The 21,764-nt window shown below is 52.0% G+C and carries 20 protein-coding genes and 1 pseudogene; 10 read left to right on the forward strand and 11 right to left on the reverse strand.

From position 1 onward, the window contains the following. Position 1: 1 nt before the first annotated feature. Positions 2 to 2,143 carry an insulinase family protein gene (locus tag REH51_RS07375; RefSeq protein WP_234667994.1) on the forward strand — a complete coding sequence of 714 codons (2,142 nt, stop codon included), beginning with the start codon at positions 2 to 4 and terminating at the stop codon, positions 2,141 to 2,143. Positions 2,144 to 2,166: 23 nt separating this feature from the next. Here REH51_RS07375 and REH51_RS07380 read toward each other — a convergent pair whose 3' ends face one another. Further along, positions 2,167 to 2,838: a response regulator gene (locus tag REH51_RS07380; RefSeq protein ID WP_498937400.1), complete on the reverse strand. Its 672-nt coding sequence runs from the start codon at positions 2,836 to 2,838 to the stop codon at positions 2,167 to 2,169. A 117-nt stretch (positions 2,839 to 2,955) separates the two neighbouring features. Beyond that, positions 2,956 to 3,888, reverse strand: a complete 933-nt coding sequence (locus tag REH51_RS07385) for a LysR family transcriptional regulator (RefSeq protein ID WP_009723007.1) — start codon at positions 3,886 to 3,888, stop codon at positions 2,956 to 2,958. Between the two features lie 149 nt (positions 3,889 to 4,037). Here REH51_RS07385 and speB point away from each other — a divergent pair, with 149 nt between their 5' ends. Next, positions 4,038 to 4,955, forward strand: a complete 918-nt coding sequence (gene speB, locus REH51_RS07390) for an agmatinase (RefSeq protein WP_050801089.1) — start codon at positions 4,038 to 4,040, stop codon at positions 4,953 to 4,955. 88 nt (positions 4,956 to 5,043) lie between these two features. Here speB and REH51_RS07395 read toward each other — a convergent pair whose 3' ends face one another. The 3 genes from REH51_RS07395 to REH51_RS07405 form a co-directional block, all read right to left on the reverse strand. Then, a complete protein-coding gene (locus REH51_RS07395) occupies positions 5,044 to 5,550 on the reverse strand; it encodes a hypothetical protein (RefSeq protein WP_009723009.1) in 507 nt (168 codons plus the stop codon). 139 nt (positions 5,551 to 5,689) lie between these two features. Then, positions 5,690 to 6,667: a hypothetical protein gene (locus REH51_RS07400; protein WP_009723010.1), complete on the reverse strand. Its 978-nt coding sequence runs from the start codon at positions 6,665 to 6,667 to the stop codon at positions 5,690 to 5,692. 36 nt (positions 6,668 to 6,703) lie between these two features. Next, positions 6,704 to 7,351, reverse strand: coding sequence for a hypothetical protein (locus REH51_RS07405; RefSeq protein WP_009723011.1), 648 nt, complete (start codon positions 7,349 to 7,351; stop codon positions 6,704 to 6,706). Between the two features lie 270 nt (positions 7,352 to 7,621). On the opposite strand from REH51_RS07405, the gene REH51_RS07410 reads away from it, so the two are divergent. Genes REH51_RS07410 through REH51_RS07420 form a run of 3 tightly spaced genes read left to right on the forward strand, consistent with a single transcriptional unit; the run spans position 7,622 to position 11,009 of the window. Then, a complete protein-coding gene (locus REH51_RS07410; RefSeq protein ID WP_498937402.1) occupies positions 7,622 to 8,152 on the forward strand; it encodes a putative pterin-binding protein in 531 nt (176 codons plus the stop codon). Beyond that, entirely contained in the window at positions 8,149 to 9,948 is a 1,800-nt protein-coding gene (locus REH51_RS07415; RefSeq protein WP_009723013.1) for a sensor histidine kinase, read from the forward strand. Before REH51_RS07410 ends, REH51_RS07415 begins: the two co-directional genes overlap by 4 nt. Then, positions 9,948 to 11,009 (forward strand): response regulator, encoded by a 1,062-nt coding sequence (locus REH51_RS07420; RefSeq protein ID WP_009723014.1) that lies wholly within the window; start codon positions 9,948 to 9,950, stop codon positions 11,007 to 11,009. The genes REH51_RS07415 and REH51_RS07420 overlap by 1 nt, the downstream gene beginning before the upstream one ends. Before the next feature lie 96 nt (positions 11,010 to 11,105). Here REH51_RS07420 and REH51_RS07425 read toward each other — a convergent pair whose 3' ends face one another. Further along, complete coding sequence (locus REH51_RS07425) at positions 11,106 to 12,380, reverse strand: O-acetylhomoserine aminocarboxypropyltransferase/cysteine synthase family protein (RefSeq protein WP_009723015.1); 1,275 nt, start codon at positions 12,378 to 12,380, stop codon at positions 11,106 to 11,108. A gap of 246 nt (positions 12,381 to 12,626) precedes the next feature. On the opposite strand from REH51_RS07425, the gene REH51_RS07430 reads away from it, so the two are divergent. Further along, entirely contained in the window at positions 12,627 to 13,388 is a 762-nt protein-coding gene (locus REH51_RS07430) for a M48 family metalloprotease (RefSeq protein WP_009723017.1), read from the forward strand. Positions 13,389 to 13,760: 372 nt separating this feature from the next. Beyond that, positions 13,761 to 13,937: a hypothetical protein gene (locus REH51_RS07435; RefSeq protein WP_009723018.1), complete on the forward strand. Its 177-nt coding sequence runs from the start codon at positions 13,761 to 13,763 to the stop codon at positions 13,935 to 13,937. A 195-nt stretch (positions 13,938 to 14,132) separates the two neighbouring features. On the opposite strand, the gene REH51_RS07440 is transcribed toward REH51_RS07435, so the two are convergent. From REH51_RS07440 to REH51_RS07450, 3 genes are all read right to left on the reverse strand, one after another. Beyond that, entirely contained in the window at positions 14,133 to 14,309 is a 177-nt protein-coding gene (locus REH51_RS07440) for a hypothetical protein (RefSeq protein ID WP_009723019.1), read from the reverse strand. Between the two features lie 154 nt (positions 14,310 to 14,463). Continuing rightward, positions 14,464 to 14,853: a hydroxyisourate hydrolase gene (uraH, locus tag REH51_RS07445; protein ID WP_498937404.1), complete on the reverse strand. Its 390-nt coding sequence runs from the start codon at positions 14,851 to 14,853 to the stop codon at positions 14,464 to 14,466. Between the two features lie 47 nt (positions 14,854 to 14,900). Then, the gene (locus REH51_RS07450; protein WP_009723021.1) at positions 14,901 to 15,392 is read right to left on the reverse strand and encodes a GlcG/HbpS family heme-binding protein; all 492 of its coding nucleotides are present in this window, start codon (positions 15,390 to 15,392) and stop codon (positions 14,901 to 14,903) included. A gap of 133 nt (positions 15,393 to 15,525) precedes the next feature. Here REH51_RS07450 and REH51_RS07455 point away from each other — a divergent pair, with 133 nt between their 5' ends. From REH51_RS07455 to REH51_RS07465, 3 genes are all read left to right on the forward strand, one after another. Then, positions 15,526 to 16,197 (forward strand): heavy metal response regulator transcription factor, encoded by a 672-nt coding sequence (locus tag REH51_RS07455; protein WP_498937406.1) that lies wholly within the window; start codon positions 15,526 to 15,528, stop codon positions 16,195 to 16,197. Next, the gene (locus REH51_RS07460; protein WP_498937408.1) at positions 16,197 to 17,570 is read left to right on the forward strand and encodes a heavy metal sensor histidine kinase; all 1,374 of its coding nucleotides are present in this window, start codon (positions 16,197 to 16,199) and stop codon (positions 17,568 to 17,570) included. Before REH51_RS07455 ends, REH51_RS07460 begins: the two co-directional genes overlap by 1 nt. 186 nt (positions 17,571 to 17,756) lie before the next feature. Continuing rightward, a complete protein-coding gene (locus REH51_RS07465; RefSeq protein WP_234667992.1) occupies positions 17,757 to 18,914 on the forward strand; it encodes a linear amide C-N hydrolase in 1,158 nt (385 codons plus the stop codon). Between the two features lie 116 nt (positions 18,915 to 19,030). Here REH51_RS07465 and REH51_RS07470 read toward each other — a convergent pair whose 3' ends face one another. Both REH51_RS07470 and REH51_RS07475 read right to left on the reverse strand, forming a co-directional pair. After that, the gene (locus tag REH51_RS07470) at positions 19,031 to 19,840 is read right to left on the reverse strand and encodes an alpha/beta fold hydrolase (protein WP_498937410.1); all 810 of its coding nucleotides are present in this window, start codon (positions 19,838 to 19,840) and stop codon (positions 19,031 to 19,033) included. Positions 19,841 to 19,892: 52 nt separating this feature from the next. Beyond that, a pseudogene (locus REH51_RS07475) lies at positions 19,893 to 21,632 on the reverse strand (putative bifunctional diguanylate cyclase/phosphodiesterase). Between the last annotated feature and the right edge of the window lie 132 nt (positions 21,633 to 21,764).

The following is a 21,764-nucleotide window of genomic DNA, read 5'->3' on the forward strand; positions in this document are numbered from 1 at the left end:
AGTGCTGGCCTACGCGCCCCACTTAACCCGCGCTCACGTCAGCATTGCCATTGTGGCGGGCTATTTGGATGAGCCGCGCGCCCTGCCAGGGCTGGCTCATTTATTAGAACACGTGCTCACTACCGCGCCGCTGGAAGCGTCCTCTAACATCAGCCTGCTTACTTGGTTTTCCCAACACCAAGGAAGCCTGAACGCCCATACCGATGACTACATCACCGATGTACATTTCTCGATATCAGCAAACAAACTAGAAGTAGCGGCGCTCACCGTTGCCAGCCAGCTCGCCACGCCTGCGTTTTCGCCATCAGTCATTGGCGCTGAAGTCGCTGCTATTGACGCCGAGTGGCAGGCCCGCCAGCACAGTTCGGCGATGCAACGATTGTCGGCCATCTCCACGCTCAGCGATTCACAGCATATTGGTGCGGGCTGCCGTCACGGTAACGCGCAAACCCTAGGTAGCGACATGACGCTATTATTTGAAGCGCTCACCGCGTTTCATCGCGCCTATTACCATGGCGGCCGCGTTAGTATCGCCATTATCAGCCCGTGGGCAGCGAAAGCGATGAACCGCCTGATTAAACGCATGGCAGCGCTGTTTAGCCCACCAATACCTTGCGCTCCTTCGCTTTCCATTGCGCCTCGTTGGAGCCGTCAGTTCAGCACGAAGGTAGCTAGTACGGGCAATACCGTTGAGCTACTGTGGCCGCTGTCCTCGGCCATTGCTCGTCACCAACTTACCGCTCTTGGCGACACTGCTGATCGGTTAAATCAAGGCCTCCTAGTGGAGCAGTTGCCTGATTCGATTACCGACTACCGCGCAACGTTGGCCCCTAGCGGGGCGACAGACGCTTTTAGCTTGACGCTAAGCGGCACTGCGACCCAGGACCAGGTGAAAGCCCTTGCGGCTGCCCTAAGTGAGCGCTTAGCCGCCCTGCTCGGCACAGCAACTAACGCTCATGGCAACCGTTGGCAGCCACCCGTTGATACGATGCAGTTAGCCCCGGCTTGGTTTGCACACGCCCGCCGCCAAGCGCTTACTCGTCGCTTTGCTACGCTGTCCTCTGAACATCAGCCAGTCACAAGCACGTTTGCGGCTAGTCATGCCCGTTGCCTACTGGGTAATACGCCTCCACCGCCCTCACCACACGCTTTTGATAGACAACCACCGGCTTACCCCGCCGTGCAGCATTGGTGCGGTCAGTACGGTGTTAGCGATGATTTCGCGGTACTTGCCACTACCGCCTGGGCGGCCTGTTTTGTGCCCGGCGCAGTGGTTGTACCCAGCCCGCTCACCGCTAAGCGGCTCGCTCGCCAGGCTATTGTCTTCAAGCAGGAGAACTCACCCCACGGCAGTTGGGTGATAGCGATGGGTAGTCAAGCCAACCACGCTATGGTGGCGCTGTTGGAAGACGCCGTGTTAGCTGCCTCTAAGGCTCAAGAAGGGATGCTGGCTCAGCAATTGATACAGCGCTTAACACCATTGCCTGCCGCGCCTGTGGTATGGGTTTCCCATAGCACAGGCGCCGCTGCCGTTTGCAACGCGCTAGCGAACTTGGCGAGCCGCGTAGCAATACGCGCTGAGCAGCCCTCCGCCAACCTATCGACCAGCACCGCCATCATGCGGACACTGAGCCTACCGGGAACTCCCAGCCAGCGATTACTATTGGCACTTGCGGAGCAGCATCACAGCGGGGCTTTTTTTCAGCAGGCACGCTATGACCATCACTTGGGCTATGTGGCAGCGGTTCGCAGTGGCGACGGCGCACCTTGCTCACTTGGCTATGTCGTGCAAACTAGCAATGTGGGGGAAATCAGCAAAGACGCGGGCTCGGCAGGGGGGAAGCCGTTAGAGGAAAAACGGATAGCGGAAAAGTTACAATCGATCACCGATGCCCTCTGGAAAACGTCGGATAGCGTTCTGCAGGCGCAACTGCCAACGCTAACACCGCCTGAAACGCCACTCGCGGCGCTGGTTCTCCAGTGGCAAAGCCTCTTAACAGGTACCAATCAGCCACTGCATCGCCTTGGACAACAACGCATCGATTCACAGGCACTTACCAATTTACTCACTCAGATAAACACCTTGGGCCATTGGCAAACCCACTGGCTGGATAGCGCTGGCCATTATGAAGTCAATCGCTGAGACAAACCGACAGCTGCGGCAAGTCAACGATTGAGGAACTGGGAGAAATCGATATCGTTGGCGGATAAAATCGCCTGTACTCGGCTGGTCACCCCCAGCTTGCGCAAGATCGCTGACACGTGGGCTTTCACCGTGGTTTCTGCAATATTAAGGTGATAGGCAATCATCTTGTTAGATTCACCGCGCGTCATATGCTCCAACACTTGTAGCTGCTTGCGGGTCAGCAGGCGCAGCTGTTCCGCGGTAAATCCCTGATCCTGGTGGCGACGCTTGCGGATACTGTCCGGCGCGCGCATCGCATCGGCAGGTAGAAAGATATTGCCTTCCAGCACTTGGGCAATGGCGTGGCGCATCTGATCACGAGGCAGTGACTTGGTGATAACCCCCGCCGCACCGCAGGAGACTGCCTGCAGAATAATCTGCTTATCCTCTTCCGCAGACACAATCACCACGGGAATCGTAGGCTGCTCGTTACGCAGCTGCAAAAGCCCTGTTAACCCATTCATGCCAGGCATATTTAAATCTAGCAATATCAAATCAAGATCTGGATCTTGCTGGGCATGGGCGAGGGCCGCATCAAAGTCTTCTACCTCGATAACCTCAGCATCTGCGTAAGCTTCACGGATCACTCGCGCCATGGCATCGCGCACCAGGGGATGATCGTCGGCAATCAGGAGTTTATACGTTGCTGTCATTATTATGGTTGCCTGTGGTTTAGCTAAATTCCGCTTACTGTATCTTTTCTGACACTCTACTAAGTCATCCGCCTTTATTGAAGCAACTTCCAACCAACAAGCAGGGATCAGCTACCTCTAAGGGATTTTTTGCTTAAAGGTGCTGGCGAATTCCTGCAGCGATTGAGTCAACCAAATGAGGGCAGGTTCATTGGCATACAGCCCGTGTTGAATCAGCGTCATGTTGAGTGCAGGCAGTTCTTTAGGTGGCGCGACGATACGCACCGGCAGCATCGTGATAAATCGCTCGGCCATTTGGCGTGGCAACGTCATGATCGCATCAGTGAGCGCCACGACCCGCGCTGCCGCAATATAATTTAAGTTCTTTGAAATCACTCGGCGGTTGAGCCCGTGCCGTACTAAACAACTATCGATGTTACTGGGTCTTAAACCGCTGATATCAGTCAGTGCCACATGGGCCTCACGGGCAAACTGCTGAATATCCAGTGCATCGCCTACGCGGCCATTACCAGTCGCGGCCAAACAAACCAACTCCTCATCCATCCAAGGGTGCTGTATGACACCGCTGGGCAGCGTGCTTTGGCTATCCAGCCCTACCACCATATCCACTTGTCGCTGTTCCAGTCCTTCACTGAGTACGCTGGGGGTGATCAGCTCAATGGTAAAGCTGATATCCGGCGCGTACGTCAGTAATTGGCTCAGAAACGCTGGATACATCACCTCTTCAAAATAATCCGTGGTGGCCAAGGTAAAATGCCGCGCGCTAGTGGATGGGGAAAAGCTGGCCGGCGGGGTAAGGCCTTCCTGCAACATTGTCAGCGCCTGCTGCACGACTGGCAGCAACGCCAGCGCACGGGGCGTTGGCTGCAGACCATTGTTGGTACGTATTAATAATGGATCTTCCAGCGCATCCCGCAACCGTTTTAACGCATGGCTAAGTGCTGGCTGGCTTAGATGCAGCGTTTCTGCTGCGCGAGTGACATGGCGCTCACGCATTAGCGCCTCAAATACTAGCAGCAGGTTTAGGTCGAAATGGCGTAGCGAGCGCATAGGCCCCTCATCATTCATATTACGAATGATTAAATTCTAAACATTCATTTAATTTATCACCAGAAATTGCTTATTGTCTGCCGCTCATTCGCCCACCAGCGATTACCCAGCACGCAAGGAGAAGTACACCGGTGACCCACCCACAAACGATGCCCAGCCTTTATGGCGATATGATTTCTACCTTTATGGGCGTAGCAAAAGCAACGGATCCTAAGGCAACTGACGCCGACGTTGTGGTGAGTGGCGTTCCCTTTGACCTTGCTTGTTCTGGTCGTGCTGGCACCCGCATGGGGCCGAATGCTATTCGTCAAAGTACCGCTAACCTGATTTGGGAAGGCAAACGCTGGCCATGGGACTTCGCATTAGAAGATCGCCTCAAAGTTTGCGATGCAGGCAACGTTGATTACGCTTATGGCGAGCCGGAGAGCTTGGTCGACAACTTGGAAATCCACGCCAACCGTTGGCTAAAAGCCGGTAAAAAAATGCTGACGCTGGGTGGCGATCACTACATCAGCCTGCCCCTGCTGCGTGCTCATGCTCGTGAGCATGGCCCACTGGCACTGATCCATTTTGATGCCCATACCGACACCTACGAGCAAGGCACGCGCTTTGACCATGGCACTATTTTCCATCATGCCCTAAAAGAGGGTTTGGTAGTGCCGGAGCACTCACTGCAAATTGGTATTCGCACCAGCTATGACCGCCATAACCACCCTTATGAAGTGCTGGATGCCGACTGGGTAAATGACCATGGCCCTGCCGCCGTGCTAGAACGCATCCGTGCCCGCGTTGGCCATCATCCCGCTTATATCAGCCTGGACATTGACGGCTTAGACCCTGCCTACGCGCCAGGAACAGGGACACCAGTATGTGGCGGCATGTCTACCGACCTAATGCTAAAAGTGATCCGCGGCATGGTAGGCATGGAGTTAATAGGTATGGATGTTGTTGAGGTAAACCCCGCTTACGACCATGGCGATATCACGTCACTCGCCGCGGCCACCCTGGGGTTGGAGTTTTTATATACGCTGGCCGCGTCTAAGCGTGTTGAAAGGTTAAGCGTGTAAGTCTCGCTTTGCGTTGCCGCCTCATCGCTCACAGCGTTGAGGCGGAACAAGGATGAGAAGTAGTTGAGAAGTAGACGGCTACTGCTGATCAATACTCTTCGCGCACCAACGTCACATCAAAAGACACGTCAATGTCCATAGTATTGCTGTGATCATAGTCTTCTGACATAGACGCCAAATAGGCAAGCGACGTTGCAACACGCCCTTTTACTCGGCCAGTGTCGCCATCGACATCCAGCAGCTCTATATCAATGGGCACATCTTGTTCTGTGCCGTAATGGGGCATCATTCCGCTTTCTGGAAAGTAGCTCACCGAGGCATCACCCGCGTTGCCGTTCATGACTATAAAGCTAATGCTAAGCGTGCCCTGGGTTTCAAATCTCGGTTCTCTATGCCCTTGGACAGTGACATTCATCATACCCGGCATCAGCTCAGAAAAATTAGCCGTTGAACCTTCCGAGTGAGTAACAACATGCCACTCCTTAGGCTCTCCATCTAGCGTGCCGCTGACCTCGTCGGCAACGGCGTGCCCTGCCCCCCACATAAGCCCACCCAGTAACAGTGCACCGCTCAAGCATCGTTGTGGATTTATCATTTATTTTTCTCCTGTTTCATCACCTGTCTAATCCGTCGTCACTGATTTTCTCGTTGCTTATTACGCTGCTGAAACGGGGTGAGCCCGCTTTAGTGCGCAGCTACCGTATAGCTTTTTTTATTAAAAAAAGTTCAGCAGCTTACTGATCTTGTCTCGGCCAGGGCTGTTGGTCACTGGTAGAGAACATTAGCGCACTATCGCCTGGACTGAGGACAATCAGCCGCTCCCAGAGCGCACGGGTATGATCATCCATCAACTGGTCATGGTGAATGACGAGGTCTAACGCGTCGTCCTGCCCCAGCCCTCTTTCTATATAAGCGTCAATAAAGGGCTCCCCTGCTGCAACACTTTCCGGCCACTCTGGGATACGCCAGCCAGCGTGACCCTGCTCATCGCGTAGGCCCAGCTTCTCTAGGCCTACCTGTAGCACCGATAGCTCCAGCGGCCCCTGGTCGAACAGAGGCTCGATCGGCTCGAATTCTGGCCAATCACGTACGGCTTCGTTGAGCGAGTCGACGTCACGACAAGAAAACTCGAAGCAGTCAGCAGCGTGCTGTTGTGACAGCTCGCGTCGGGCCACATGAACGAGACCTGCAACCTGCCCCATAATAGGTCGAGTAACCAGCCGCCAAGCAACGTCCGGCGTCTGACCAAATTCTGCAGCAGGAGCCACCTGCTTCTCGCCATATATCTCGATAAGCTCGGCGCGACGCGACGGCCCAAGGTTAAAACGCGAAATCTCGACCAGTTCAGCTATCAGTGGCGAACTCAACTCAGGGGTCACATTGGCCTGAGCATAGCGTAGCCGATAGCGGACGTGTGGAATCACAGGCTCTTCGTTGAGCACTACCAGCAGCGCCTTACCCAATGGGCCAATATCAGCGTCGGCCAAGAACACACTGTCGCTCCCGCCATTATCGGTTAGCGCCTCACGCAGTTGCTCCTCTAACGCCGCCGCCTTCTGGCGCTGCCATGTGTCTTCTGGAATAAAAACCGCCGCGACATCCTCCAGCGAGGCGGCTTTTTCCAGCCGTTGATCTGCCGCCATTTCACCGCCAAAGACAACACCACAGGCACCAAATGCAGCACAAAAAGCCAAAGGACGCAGACTCAACATTCAGCTCTCCTCACTCAATCGCTCAGCGCGGCGACGTTAACGAGCACTTTGCTCACGCACAGCAGCAAGATCCCAGTCACGCATTAAGTCGACGGCGACATCCTGGGATTCCAGGTTTTCACCCTTCACCTGCATCATAATTCGTCCATCGAGTAATAGCGTCACTTCTGCACGGGAGCGTTCAGGCTCCCACTTCACCACTGCCGCTTCACGCCCCAAACGAACACGCTCCATATTAGGCTGCGCGGCGATCATTGCCGGATTGTTAAACATTGCCCCCATGCTTTGTATCAGCGGACTATCAAGCATCATGCTAGCGGTCATCTGACCATCGCCGTCATCTTGTTGATAGGTGCGCTCAAGCGACGTACCACCAGCACCAAACATGGCGGCGGCTCCCCCACCTGCGCTACCGGAGGACGCTTCATGCGCCGTCCAACCATCGGGTGCATCAGGGAACGTTTGGGCAATCAGGCCTGACATCATCTTGCGCATGTCTTCAATGGCAAATTCCAACTCGGTAATTGCCGCGCCGTACTCTTGCTCTTGATAGAGTTCAAGTCCTAGCTCGATCTGTTCGACAACCTCATCCGCCAAAGCACTTTGTGCGGCAGGAAAAAGTAGTACGCTAGCCACTACCGCCGCCTTAAGACGATGGGTCGACAAGATGTGATTCAACTCCATGACAGTTTCCTCTTTGATAGGTTTTGTTAGTTATTTCGATCACACTCGGAGGGAAAGCGCCTGTATCGTTGCTCGCGCTAACAGCATCGACAGACTTAAAATGTTATCTAACGTTAAGGCATGCTTAGCAGTTCAGCCCCGTTTAAACGGATAGGTATTGGTAAACATGTCGTGTTAACGAGATGTTATCAAGGGAAACTCTTTGCTAGAGTGATTCCATCAGGCGGATATCTACCTCGCACTCTCAACCAAACAATAGCGAACAATGACATGCCATTAGTTCACCTTTTGTTTAGCTTGTTTGCCACCGCTGGTTTTTCCACCCAATTGCTTGCGGATAGCCCTGTACAACTCGGTGAACGCCCATTACCAGAGCCTTCGGAACCTATCATTCTGGCGATTGGTGGCAGCATCAGTCACACCAATGCGGGCGATAGTGCGCAGTTTGATGCACGAATGCTTAGCCACCTCGAAACTCATACCTTGGCCACTGAGACGTCTGTCACCGATGGCGTTAATCACTTTGAAGGTTTTTTACTGCGTGACCTGTTGGAATGGGTAGGTGCCGACGGTAAACAGGTCATTGCTACAGCGCTGAATGACTACATCGTTGCTATCCCGCTTGACGACTTTTATCAATACGATGTGCTAATAGCGACCCATATGGATGGCGAGGCCCTAACGCCACGTGATAAAGGGCCGCTTTGGATTGTTTCCCCCCGCAGCGATCACACAGAGCTGCAAGATATTCGCTACGACTACCGCTGGGTGTGGCAACTTACCGGGCTAACCGTGGAATGATCCGTTTTCCTTCTCGTGCACGTATTTACTGGTTGCCGCTAGTAGCCATTGGCCTGTTCATCATTCTTTTATTTTTCTCTCTGCTGCGTCTTTCTGGGGTCGAGAAAAATATGCGCAGCAACGTTGATGAGAACATGCTGTGGGTCATCACCCAAGCCCAGTTAGCAAGCCATCGTCTACAGGAAGCGGCACATCGCCATGCCATGGGGCACACTGATGCTCAGCCAGAACAACACCTTGATGTGCTCTTCAGCCGTCTAACCCTAATGGATCAAGGTCCACAGCGTCGTTATATTCAAGCCTTAGGGTTTGAACCGCTACTGGATAACACCCTTGAGCAGTTAGCGCAGATTGACAGGTTGTTGCCACTGTTCTTGCTGGACGAGTTAACCTCGGACGACATGTACCGCAACATTCAGCCACTGCTGGCCACATTAAACCGCATGGCGAATGCGATCATGACGGAGGAGTGGGAAGCTACCGGTGAGCGGCTCGACGACTATCGCGATAGCCTAATGCAGGTGATTTACTCGGCCGTGGGCATCCTGGTCACTGGCCTACTGTTAGCCCTGCTATTGCTATGGGCGCTTAGCAAACGCCGGCAGGCACAGGAAGCGCTTACCCAGCACCTTGATCACCTGGAAGACGTTGTCAGCGCACGCACCCAGGACTTGGAAGATCAGCGGCGCAGGCTGGCAGATTCAATTAACACAGCGCCTGATGGTTTTGCGGCCTTTGATGCCAATGGACAGTTACAGTTAATCAACGCGCGTTTAGCGCAGCTACTCCCCGAGACAGAACGCATCTTCTCACCCGGCACTCCCTTGCATGATGTTGTAACGAGACTCTACCAAACCTGCGTTAGCACGTCGGCAGCACTCCCCCCTCACCAAGCCAGCGCACAGTGCGATATCGAACTGGCTGGCGGCGAGTGGCGACAGTTGACGTTGCGCAGAACGCAATCCGGTGGGCACGTCATGCGCCTTGCTGATATAACACCCTATAAAAAAGCGGCCATTGCCTTGGAAAACGCCCTGGAGCGTGAGCGAGGCATAAGTGATTTCTACCGTAGTTTCGCCGCCATGGTGTCCCACCAGTTCCGCACCTCTCTGGCGGTGATTGATTCAGGCCTGCAGCGCTTGATGCGCCGCCACTCGGGCTACTCGGCAGAAGAGCGTGCTGCCCGCTATCAGCGTCTGCGCGATACCGTCGCTCATATGACTGAACTGGTTGATGCCTCGCTGCTGACCGCACAGCTAGACGCGGGGCAGGTAAGCAGCCATCAGCAGCCCCACGACATGATTAAACTGGTCAGAAAGGCGTGCCTCTTACATCAGGAAGTGCCCGGCAATACTCGGCTGCTAATTAACGTGGTGATTCCGCCAGAATTGAAAACGTTGCAGATAAGCTGCGATAAAGCACTAACCGAGCACATTATTGATAACCTGCTGACCAACGCCCGCAAATATTCTCGTCAGGGAAGCCCTATCACTGTCGAGCTATCACATGATGCACACTGGGCTTACTGTCGCATCAGTAATCAGGGGGATGTCATACCCGACGTCGAGCAGTTGCATATCTTTGAACGTTTCTATCGCGGTGCTAACAGCGCCGGCCAGCAGGGACTTGGACTAGGACTCAACATTGCCCGCACGCTGGCCCAACTTCAGCACGGTGAGCTGGTATTGCTCAGCTCAACTCCTGAAGCAACTACCTTCCAGCTCATCCTGCCCCAAGCCCCTCAAGCAGGCCAACACGCCACTCAAACGCAGGCGGGTGGTAAGGAATCAACATAATGAATGAACGCCCGCCTTTAGTGCTATGCGCTGAAGATCATCAAGAATTGCGCCGAGATTTATGCGACGAGCTGCGCGAGGCGGGCTACCGCGTAGTGGAAGCCAGCGATGGAGAGGAGGCGCTGGCACACTTGAAGTCGATGCCAGATGTGATTCTGTGCGATATCACCATGCCGCGCCTAAACGGCTATGCCTTACTAGAGCAGGTGCGCAATGGCTTTCCAGAGCTTGCGGACACACCGTTTATCTTCCTGACCGCACTTTCAGACCGCTTTGACATTATCGAAGGCAAACGTTTGGGTGCCGACGATTATCTGGTTAAGCCGATTGACTACGACCTGTTGCTAGCCACACTAGAAGCACGCCTGCGCCAGGTTAGCCGCATGCGCGCCAAAAGCACACGGGAACTCGACCATCTGCGCCAAGGCATTCACCATTTACGCAGTGAAATCAGTGAACACGCCTTTGCCGCAGCCAAGAGCGCACTCGACCTGATGGCCGCCGGTGTGGTGCTGTTGGATAACCACGGCCAGCCACTGTTGACCAACCGAGCGGCCTTAAGGCTAAACCTCGATAAGCCGCCATTAAGGGGCGTTCCTAGCCTGGAAGACATTAGCGACACGTCCAGCCAGCAGCTACATAAAGCGGTGCGCAGAAGCTTAGCCGCCAATCGACTTAGCGCTGAAAGCACTGACTGCCTGCGCCTTCCCCGCCTGGGCGGGCACAGCGACCTGATGCTGTTTATCTGCTCACTCGCCAACGGCGCGCCTAACGCTGATAGCCCCGCGGTGGCCGTTATGCTGATCGACCCAAACCAGCGCGTTCAGCTACCGGAAACATTGCTTGCCGAGCTATTCGGTTTTACCCCAACCGAGACGACTATCGCCATGCATTTGGCCGAAGGGCAACGCAAGGAAGATATTGCCGAGCTGTTGGGCATTTCTGTGACAACGGTGGCCTTTCATCTGCGCAACCTGTTCCAAAAAACCGATACCCGGCGGCAGGCGGAATTGATCGCGGTGATTCTGGCTGGCTCAATGAGCCTATCTATTCAGAACTAATGTTCGCGTATCAGAGCTAATACAAACGTAATAACGCTAGGCACCTCAGCACCTAGCGTTAGAGAAAATGCGAACAGCATCTGAGATAGAGGCGCTCTACCCTTGAGAAGCCGCTAGCGCTTGATCAATATCTGCTAGCAGATCGTCGATATGCTCAATACCAATCGACAGACGCACCATATCCGGTGTAACGCCTGCAGCCTTTAACTCCTGCTCATTTAACTGGCGATGGGTGGTGGATGCAGGAATCGAGGAACAGCTCTTGGCATCGCCGATATTAACCAAACGCAGAATCAGCGCCAGGGCATCGTAGAAGCGCTCACCAGCGGCCTGCCCCCCTTCAATACCAAAGCTAAGAATCCCCGAGGCATGGCCGTTCATATAACGCTTGGCCAACGCATGGTCGGGATGATTTTCCAAGCCTGCATAATGCACCCAGGTGACCAGCGGATGGCTTTCCAGATGCTTTGCAACGGCCAACGCGTTGGCACAAATACGCTCAATACGCAGTGACAGCGTTTCCAGGCCCTGCAGCAGATTCCAGGCCGCTTGGGCCGAAAGCGCTGCTCCCATATTGCGTAGCGGCACAACGCGGGCACGGGCAATAAAAGCGGCTTCGCCCACATCGCGGGTATAACTAACGCCGTGATAGGAGATATCTGGCTCGTTGAGCAGGGAGAAACGGCTAGCATTTTCCGCCCAAGGGAATTTGCCTGAATCAACAATCACACCGCCTACCGTGGTGCCATGGCCACCGATATATTTAGTGGCCGAGTGAACGACAATATCCGCCCCATGCTCAATGGGCCGACACAAGAACGGCGTTGCAGTGGTGTTATCAACAATCACCGGCACACCATGGCGGTGCGCCGCTTCAGCCAGTTTTTGCAGGTCTACTACGCCACCCGATGGATTACCGATGCTCTCGCAAAAAACCGCTTTGGTGCGCTCGTCAATCAGCGCTTCAAGGCCGTCGATATCATCTTTATCGGCGAACCGCACCTGAATGCCTTGGCGGGGTAAGGTGTGGGCAAACAAGTTGTAAGTGCCGCCATACAGCTCGCTAATCGAAACGATATTATCGCCCGCTTCAGCGATGGTTTGGATCGCATAGGTAATCGCCGCCATGCCAGACGCCACCGCCAACCCCGCAATGCCGCCTTCTAGCGCGGCCACCCGCTGCTCCAGCACGGCGCACGTTGGATTCATAATGCGCGAGTAAATATTCCCTTCCACTTTCAGATCAAACAGATCCGCCGCGTGTTGGGCGTTATCAAATGAAAACGACGTGGTCTGATGGATCGGCACGGCAACTGCGTTTTGTGAATCAGGTGCATAGCCATGGTGAAGGGCAATGGTTTCAGGCTTCATAAGAACGGCTCGCTAGTTGATGAAGGATCATCCTTGATCCTAAACAAGCACCACTCTGAAGGCCAACGTCGTTTAGTCGGGGTAGATAAACTTGATGTGCCAAATGTTGCACTTGTTCATGAAGACAGCCCCCATACGTTGTTTGAAGCATAGAGCTGCATACCGATATACAGTATAATTAGCGCGCTTTTATAAGCGCCATGTTGAATTCACAACGTCTATTATTTATCGACAAAGGAACTGGCGATGCAAACAACGCCCTTAGTACGCTCTACATTCTGCATTTTAGGTTTAGCCACCGCACTGACTCTCAGCGGCTGTCAATCAGGTACAGATATAGGCGGCATGATCTCCGCTGGCACCGGTTTGGCAGGCGCTGCCACCATGAGTGACGAGCAGATGCAACAACTCGGCGACCAGACGATTGCCCAACTTGATGCCGAGAACCAGCTTGTCGCCAGTGACAGCCAGTATGCCGAGCGTTTGGCAAATCTGACCCAAGGCTGGGAAAATATCGACGGACACGACCTTGAGTACAATGTCTATCAGTTGGACGACATCAACGCTTTTGCGGTACCCAACGGCTCTATCCGACTGCACACCGGTCTAATGGACGAAATGACAGATGATGAAGTGCGTTACGTCATCGCTCATGAGATTGGTCACGTGGCACTGGGGCACTCCAAGCGTGCTTTTCAAGTTGCTTACGCAGCATCTGCCGCACGTGAAGCCGCCGCTGCCAGCGGAAGCACCACTGCCGCCGCACTCTCAAGCTCTGAGCTAGGCGAGCTGGGTGAGAAGCTGGTGAATGCCCAGTTCTCTCAACGTCAAGAAAATGAAGCTGATGACTACGCCATCGAGCTAATGCAGCAGTACAACCTGAATGCAGAAGCCTCTGTGACTGCGCTACGCAAATTGGAAGCCAAATATGGCAACAGCAGCAGCTTCTTCTCCAGCCACCCCGCTCCGGGTGAGCGCGCCGAACGCCTTGAAGCTACGCTAAACTAAGCGCAACGTACTACTTCACCGCGTTACTTCACCACATATATATCACTGCCTTGCCAAGTAAGTGCCTCTCGGTCTTACTTGGCAAGTGCATTGCCCCATTCGCGACCATTTGCCTCCTACCACCCGAAACCTAACGCAAAGCAGTCGTTTGGCCTCACCGGTGCCACGTAACTTTTCATCCGCTACACCTCGTTTTTTGCGTTAGTGACCAACCCCAGCACCCGGAATCATTCTAAATAATAGAATGTTTCGTGTATTTTAAATCAATTTTATAATTATGTTAGCCTGCTTACAATCTTACTCGTCGTCCATACAGCGATGAACAGTCATCGCAAATTTCGAGACGTTTTATTTAACGTGAGGTTAAAAGTTATGAAGTTAATCAATACAGTAGCAGCCGCCGCCCTTATTTTATTGTCAGGTGCAGCACTTGCCGAACGAGGCTCTGGTGAAGAAAATCAAATCGCCTACCCTGACTCATCAGCGCAGCACCAAACCGACGCAAGCACGTACAGCACTTCTGAATTACCGATTAGGAATTCGAAGTAATCAGTAGCGTTCCGATGTGGGGAATGTAAGCGAAGGGTGGGCCTTTTGGTCCACCCTTTGTCATAGACAGAAAGAGGGATATATGAGCGCTTCGCCGTCTAGTTAAGCCGATAGGCGACGCTCCGATCATTAATCATCTGAAATGCCATACAGCCTCCGTTAAACGCGCGCGAGAGCGGCCCATATCATAACTGCTTAACGATTTCGGTCAGGCAGATCAGCCAAGGCATTGTGCCCAATAGCACCGCTGTGCTGCTGAGACGTTGATTCTGGGTAAGCGATTTGATTATCTTCACCCGAACCGCGCTCCGCTAATGCAACACCAGAGACCAGTGCAAGAGCGATGGCAGCGACGATATTAATTACTTTCATGATTCATTCTCACTCGTTTTAATTGGTTAACTAATAAATTGATTATTAATAAATAGAGCAGTTAAGAAATAGCGTGGTTAATAAATAGAGTGGTTAATAAATAGAACAACTCATCAATGATTGCTCCGTAACCTTAATTCCCACGGTACGTTGATTAGCCGTAGGGGCTAAGTAGTAGCGGTATGTGGTAGTGCTGATCGGCCTCTTCCACTACGAAAGGTACTGGCACATTGGGAAAAAACGTCGCGGTGTCATTCGCTTCAAACCATTCACCGGTTTCAAACGTGACACGGTAAGTGCCTGGCAAGAACGCTTCACCAGCGGGATAAAGGGCTGATACACGGCCTGCATCGTCGGTAGTTGCCGTTGCCAGCAATTCCCAGCCCGTATCGGTATGGCGCTCAAGCTCCACATCAACGCCAGGAGATGGCTGGCCGTTCTGAATATTAAGCACGTGAACGCTCAACGGGTTGTCAGCCGCCAACACAGTGGCAGCAACGCTGCTAAGAACCATACCGGCAAATAGGGCAGAAAAGATTTTCATAAAAACGTCCTTTTATGGTGATGCGTGAATAGTGATCATCGTGGGCTTTACTGGGGTATTACGTTGTCGATAGCAGCCAGTGCACAGCCTTCATCAATGGCAGAGCCCCCTGCCCCAGCAACGCCAAGGGCACCAATCAGTTCTCCCTCAACTCTGAGCGGTACACCGCCACCCAACAGCAGCAATTCATCCAGCGTGTTTAGGTTTGCCGACTCAGGATCCTGGCGGGCATGTTCAGACAGCGCGCGGCTGGTACTGCCGGTCGATAAGGACGTAAATGCTTTGCGCTGGGCGGCCAATGTATTGTGGGGGCCGATGTTGTCATCGCGTTGCAAAGCAATCAGATTGCCACCACGATCTACCGCTGCGACCACGGCAGTGCGGCCATCGGCATGACACGCTTCCAAGGTGGCATTCACTAGGCGATTAGCCAGATCCAGCGACAGCGTCTGCTGTTGGATAGGGCCGGTATCGGCAAGCACACTACCGGCCAACAAGACAGCGCCAAACAGTGGCAGGCGAGCACGTCGTGATGTCATGAAAATCTCCTTATCAAGTGATGGCGTCATCCTGACAGCTCGACCTCGTCAAACACCTGACGGCAGCATTACAGATTTGTAATGTGAAAAAGCATCCGATCCGACTACTCTGTCGATTTCGCGGGGTGACGGCATGCGTATCCTGGTAGTAGAAGACGAGCAAAAAACCGCTGATTACCTGAACAGAGGGCTTGGTGAATCGGGCTATGCTGTTGAGGTAGCTCGCGATGGATACGATGCACAGCATTACATTGAAGAGTGCGAATTCGACCTGATCATTCTTGATGTCATGCTGCCAGGCCTTGATGGCTGGCAATTACTGCAACTGATCCGCCGCCGAAGCCAAGTACCCGTGCTTTTTTTGACCGCGCGCGATGCCGTGGAGTATCGCGTCAAGGGGCTGGAATTGGGCGCAGACGACTACTTGGTCAAGCCCTTCTCGTTTGTCGAACTACTAGCCCGAGTGCGCACGCTGTTACGCCGCAGCCCGCCTCGCGAAAGAGAACACTTTCGTGTAGCGGATTTAGCAATGGACGTTTTGCGCCGCCGAGTCACCCGCCAAGGTGAACGACTTGCACTCACCAACAAAGAATTTGCGCTTTTAGAGCTGTTTCTCGACCGAGAAGGTGAAGTGTTATCGCGCACCTACATTGCCTCTCGGGTGTGGCAGATGAACTTTGACAGCGACACCAACGTCGTCGAAGTGGCTGGGCGGCGACTTCGCGCGAAAGTCGATGACCCCTTTCCCACTAAATTAATCCACACCGAGCGCGGCATGGGTTATGTGCTTGAGGATCGTACTTAATGCCAACGCTAAACTCTCTGGCAACGCGCCTATCGCTACTCTTTGCCCTTGTCAGCGTGCTGCTGTTGGGAAGTATCGGCACCTATCTCTACCATTCGCTAACTCGTGAAATTGCCTGGCGCGATGACCAAATGCTGCATGGACGCCTAGAGCGCATGGAAGCGCTGCTCCATGATAGCGAGAGCATCGCGATGCTTCACCAACGCCCTCATCTCTATGCCAACATGCTGGGCAATCGCGACAGCCTACTGTGGATACTTGATAGTGAGGGGAAGGTACTCATTGACGTTAACCCAAGCGATCTGCCCATACCGGAACTGCCGATGACGCCGACCGTCCGCTTTAGTGATACACCTGATCCAATACAGGCAAGGCTTGCATGGCACACCCTTGAACAAGATGGCCGGCCATTAACTCTGGTCGCCGGCAAGCTACTGAATGAGCGAAATCAGATGCTCGCTGCCTATCGACTTAAACTATGGGTAGCATTAGTGACTGGGGCATTACTGGCTTTTTTGCTTGGTTGGGGCGTCAGTCGACAGGGTCTCCAACCGCTAAGCCGCTTGGCTGAACAGGACAATCGCATTGACATTCGCCAACTGGATCGGCGCTTGGACGTGGCTGGAGAAACGAAAGAGATAAGCCTTCTGAGCCAAGGCTTGAACCGAATGCTGGATCGATTAGAAGAAGGATTTTCGCAACTCTCACGCCACTCAGCAGATATGGCCCACGAACTGCGAACCCCCTTAACCAACTTACTAGGACAAACACAACATACGCTGCGCCGGGAAAGAAACGACGTGGAATATCGCCAGGTGCTGGAATCGAATATCGAAGAGTATGAACGCCTATCGAGAATGATCGATAGCCTGCTGTTTCTAGCCCGCACCGAAAGCCCTTCAAGCGACATTCCCTATGAACGCGTCGATCTCGGTGAGCTAGCCACCCAGTTATGTGATTACTTCGAAGGCATGGCGGAAGACGACGATCGCACGTTGATAAACCACACCAGCGGTAGCGTACTTGCCAACCGCGACTTATTACGCACGGCATTAGCCAACCTAATTGCTAATGCCCTACACCATGGGCGCACAGGAACACCTATCGGCATTTATACCAAGAGCGTTGAAAACCAAATTGAGTTACACATTCATAATCATGGCTCAGTCATCTCACCAGACGATCTGCCAAGAGTGTTTGAACGGTTCTACCGCTGCGACCCCGCGCGAAGCGGTGTCGCAGGCTCAGGTGGCTTAGGCTTGGCTATTGTTCGTTCAATTGCCCAGTGGCATAAAGGTGACGTGCTCGTCGAAAGCGATGCCGACAAAGGCACTACCTTTAAACTGATACTCAGGATGAACGATACACGCTAACACGGCCGTCGTTTCGTTATTTAACACACTAACTTTTTCTTTCGAGAAGGATTTAATAGTATCTAAAAACACAACATCAATATTTAACTCTACCAAAATTAGCGTTCACTTAAATTTATTTTTTAGAAATTACGCTATAGTTTGCTGTAGCGCGTGTTAACTCCTAATAGTCTTGTGAGGAAATATATGATGCTACGCCTTTCTAAACCTCGTTTAGCGACCCTTTGTATCGCAGTTGCCAGTATCGCCATAGCGCCCACCGTATCCGCTTGCACTTCCCTTCTATATAGCGATGCGAATGATCACTTCTATGCGGGTCGCACCATGGAGCTGCCCATGGAGCTACCTTACAAGGTATCTTACTTTCCAGCAGGAACTACCTTTGGTTCGCAAGCTGACAAACATCATGTACTGGACTTTGCTGGTCAAAATGCATTCGTAGCGATTAGCGTACCAGACCCAGTATCAGGGGACGTGAAAGTAGCTGAAGGGGTTAACGACAAGGGGCTAACATTCAGCGTACTAGCGTTCGCAAGCACCGAAGGACCTGCCGATATGGTGGATAACACTCAGGCAGTGTTAGCCGCTATCGATCTGGGCGCCTGGACGCTTTCTCAGTTTGATACAGTTAACGAAGTCAAACAGGCGCTAGAGGAACAACCTGTATTGGTAACCTCACTGCTACCACATGGGTTGCTAAAAACACCGTTCCATTACACGTTGCACGACGCCTCGGGCAACTCAATTGTGATCGAATTTGCTAACGGTGAACAAAACATTATTGATAATCCGTTAGGCGTTATGACCAATGGGCCAGAGTTTTCCTGGCATATGACCAACATGAACAATTACACATTTTTAAGTAACGTTGACCAATCAAAGCTAGAGCTTAGTGGCGTAAAACTCGCCCAACCCGACTCAGGCATCGCCACTGCTGGGCTCCCCGCGTCGAACACATCGGTTGGCCGCTTTGTACGCGCCGTTTACTATTCACAGTTTGCCGAAAAAGCGGAAGATGCCGATAGCGCAATTACCACACTGGCACATGTAATGAATAACTTTGATCGGCCGCGCGGTATTACCATCGACAACCGCTTTCATGATTCTGTGGAAAATATTGCCGCCCCCGGCGTTAACAACAACCGCGTCTACACATCCGAGTATACATCTTGGACTTCATTGATCGATCTTCAGCAGCGGAATCTCCACATACGCTCTTACGACAGCCTTAACTATATTCATTTCGATTTAGATGAGTTAACTGATATTGATGAAATACGGCACGTTGAGCTTAAAGATGTTGTTCATGGCCCACAAGATGCCACCGCGTCTTTACGTCAATAAGCGATTATTTAATAAGCTTTAACGCTATGCGAGTCAGCAAGGGCAAGAGCTAGTACCTCTTGCCCTGCAAGCTCTAACTAACCTGCGACACGTTCTATTCAAAAGCTAGCGCCTACTCAGTTATCTAACCACGCCTTAATTTCCCGAGCGACAAGCTCTGGGTGCGTCATGTGGATGCAGTGCCCCTCGCTTGCCATGACACGCAGCGTGCTATTAGGCATCTGTGCATGGATGTAACGACCTACTTCCGGGTTGGCAAGGGAGTCTACTGCGCTTTGAAGCACAAGCGCTGGGTGTTTCGCTTGGGGCAGTAAATGCCGGTAGTCCGAAAAGAAAGTAGCTCTTGCAAACGTTTTAGCCACCACCGGATCGGTCGAACAAAAGCTGCTGGAGAGCTCACCAATTAAAGTCGGAGACGACTCTGCCCCCCTAATGAGCGGTGCCAGATAATTACCCCAGCCGATATGATTCCGATCCATTAAACCAACGAGTTCTTCAAGATCAGCACGCTCAAATCCACCGTGATAGTCTGGCGGCATATTGAAAAAGCAAGGCGATGGACAAATCATAAGGTGGCTGGCGAACCGTTCAGGACTGGCAATTGCCGCCAACAAGCCAATGTTGCAGCTAACCGAATGGCCTACAAAATGCACCTCGCTCAGATCGAGAGCATCACAAATCTCGGTGACATCACGAGCATAACCTTCCAGCGCACTGTAACGTGACTCGCTGAAGGCAGAAATTGTTGATCGACCTGACCCTACATAATCAAACATGACCAGCGTGTAATGCTCTTTAAGCTGGGGGATAAGGTGATACCACATATGTTGGTCACAGCCGAAACCGTGGGCGAGCATCAGTGTTTTATTGCCCGCCCCAACGACGGTTACATTATTCCGAGCTATGACCCGCTCCTTCGTCAACACGTAAGCTTTGCTCCCTTAACTGAAATAGCCAATTTCATATACCAAACGTTCACTAACTGTGATGTTTGAATTGCTTCTGAAATGCTTGCTGATGCCACTCTTCCACCCACGGCTTGAAAGCATGGGCAGGCATTGGGCGGGCAATAAAATAACCTTGTCCGCACTCGCAGCCAAGCTCAATAAGCTGCTGGCTATGCTGGAGTGTTTCAACACCTTCAGCGACTAAGTCACATTCGAACGCGCCCGCAAAACCAATAACACCTTTAAGAATGGCTAAGTCTCCAGCGCTGGACAGCATATTTTGAACGAAACTCCGGTCAATTTTAAGCGTATCGACTGATAGATCTCTAAGATGGCTTAAAGAGGAATACCCTGTACCAAAGTCATCTAACGAGATACGAATCCCCATCATTCGGCAAGCATTGAGCACTGAGTAAACATGGCTAACATCTTCGATAGTGCTTGTTTCCAGCACTTCAAGCTAAAGCCGCTGTTTTGGTAGATTAGGAAAATCAGCAAGGATACTGCTTAAATCGCGGAGAAACTGGGAATGCTGTAAATGATACCCATCGATATTGACGCTGACATGTAAATCCAGACCTTGTTGAAGCCACTTCTGGAGCTGGCAAAGCGCACTGGTGATAACCCATCGTCCCAGTTCCACGCCAGTCGATGTATTATTCAGTACAGGCAAAAAAGTAGCTGGTTCTTTTAATCCTTCACTGGGATGATTCCAGCGTATGAGTGCTTCAGCCCCAAGCACTTTACCAGTGAGCATGTTAATTTTGGGCTGGTAGTAAAGCTCAAACTGATCAGCGTCCATCGCAGCTCTAATAGCACTTAACTCTGATTGTTTACCTTTTTGGACTTGTTCATTATCTACATTAAATAGGCAGATCTGATTCTTACCTGACAGTTTTGCTTGATACATCGCCTGGTCGGCTTGGCGAATCAGCTGGTCAGGCTCTACCGCTTTCGATTGCGGATAGAGAGTAACGCCTATGCTGGCAGAGAGCTGTAACAACACAGAATCTATATCAAATGGCTCTGAAAGTTTATTAATAAGCCGAGAAAGTGACTCCTCAACTAAACAGGGACTAAAACGGCCATTCAAAAAAATAACAAACTCATCACCACCAAAGCGGGCAATCAAATCATCGCTTCTTAGGTTACTAGCCAAGCGTTTGGCGACTAATTGAAGAATTTTGTCACCCATATGGTGTCCATAGCGGTCATTGACCTCCTTGAAGCCATCAAGGTCAACGAACGCCAAAGCAAATGCCATGTCATCTTTCTTTAAATCAATAATTTTCTGATCAAGGTGTTTGGCCAAGGCGGCGCGATTAGGTAAGCCTGTCAGTTGGTCGGTATCCGATAAAGTACGCAGCAAAGAGACCTTCTGTTCAAGAAGCTTTTTGGTTTCCGTCAGTTCCTGAAATAATTGGTCAGATCGGCTAAAGCTACTGACACTCCAGAAAATACGTTCATTGGCACTATCGTCGCAATGCACACTCACCACGATAGGTAACGTGCTTGTGGAGCGAGTTACCATTGACAGTCGGATTTCGTCGCACTGCTTTTCCCGAACTAATATGGGCACTATATAAGTGTCATACATAATCTGCGACGCTTTGCTCAACAAAGTAAACAAATCAGCGCCTAACAATTCATTCGTTGAATAACCGTGATATTGCTCAAGATAGCGATTACTGTAGAGAATCCGGCGTTTATAGTCGGTCACCATGCACCCTACAGGGAAATCATCAAGCGAAAATAAGTTAGATGTCACCATGTTCTACCTTGGAATATGCCGCGATGATTCATGCGTAAAAAATTTTCATATTCCCATATAGTCTCTGATAATTAGCCAAGTTGCTATTTATATAGCGTAACTAATTGATGCAGAGGAAACACCCTCAACATC

Source organism: Halomonas bluephagenesis (assembly GCF_054790765.1).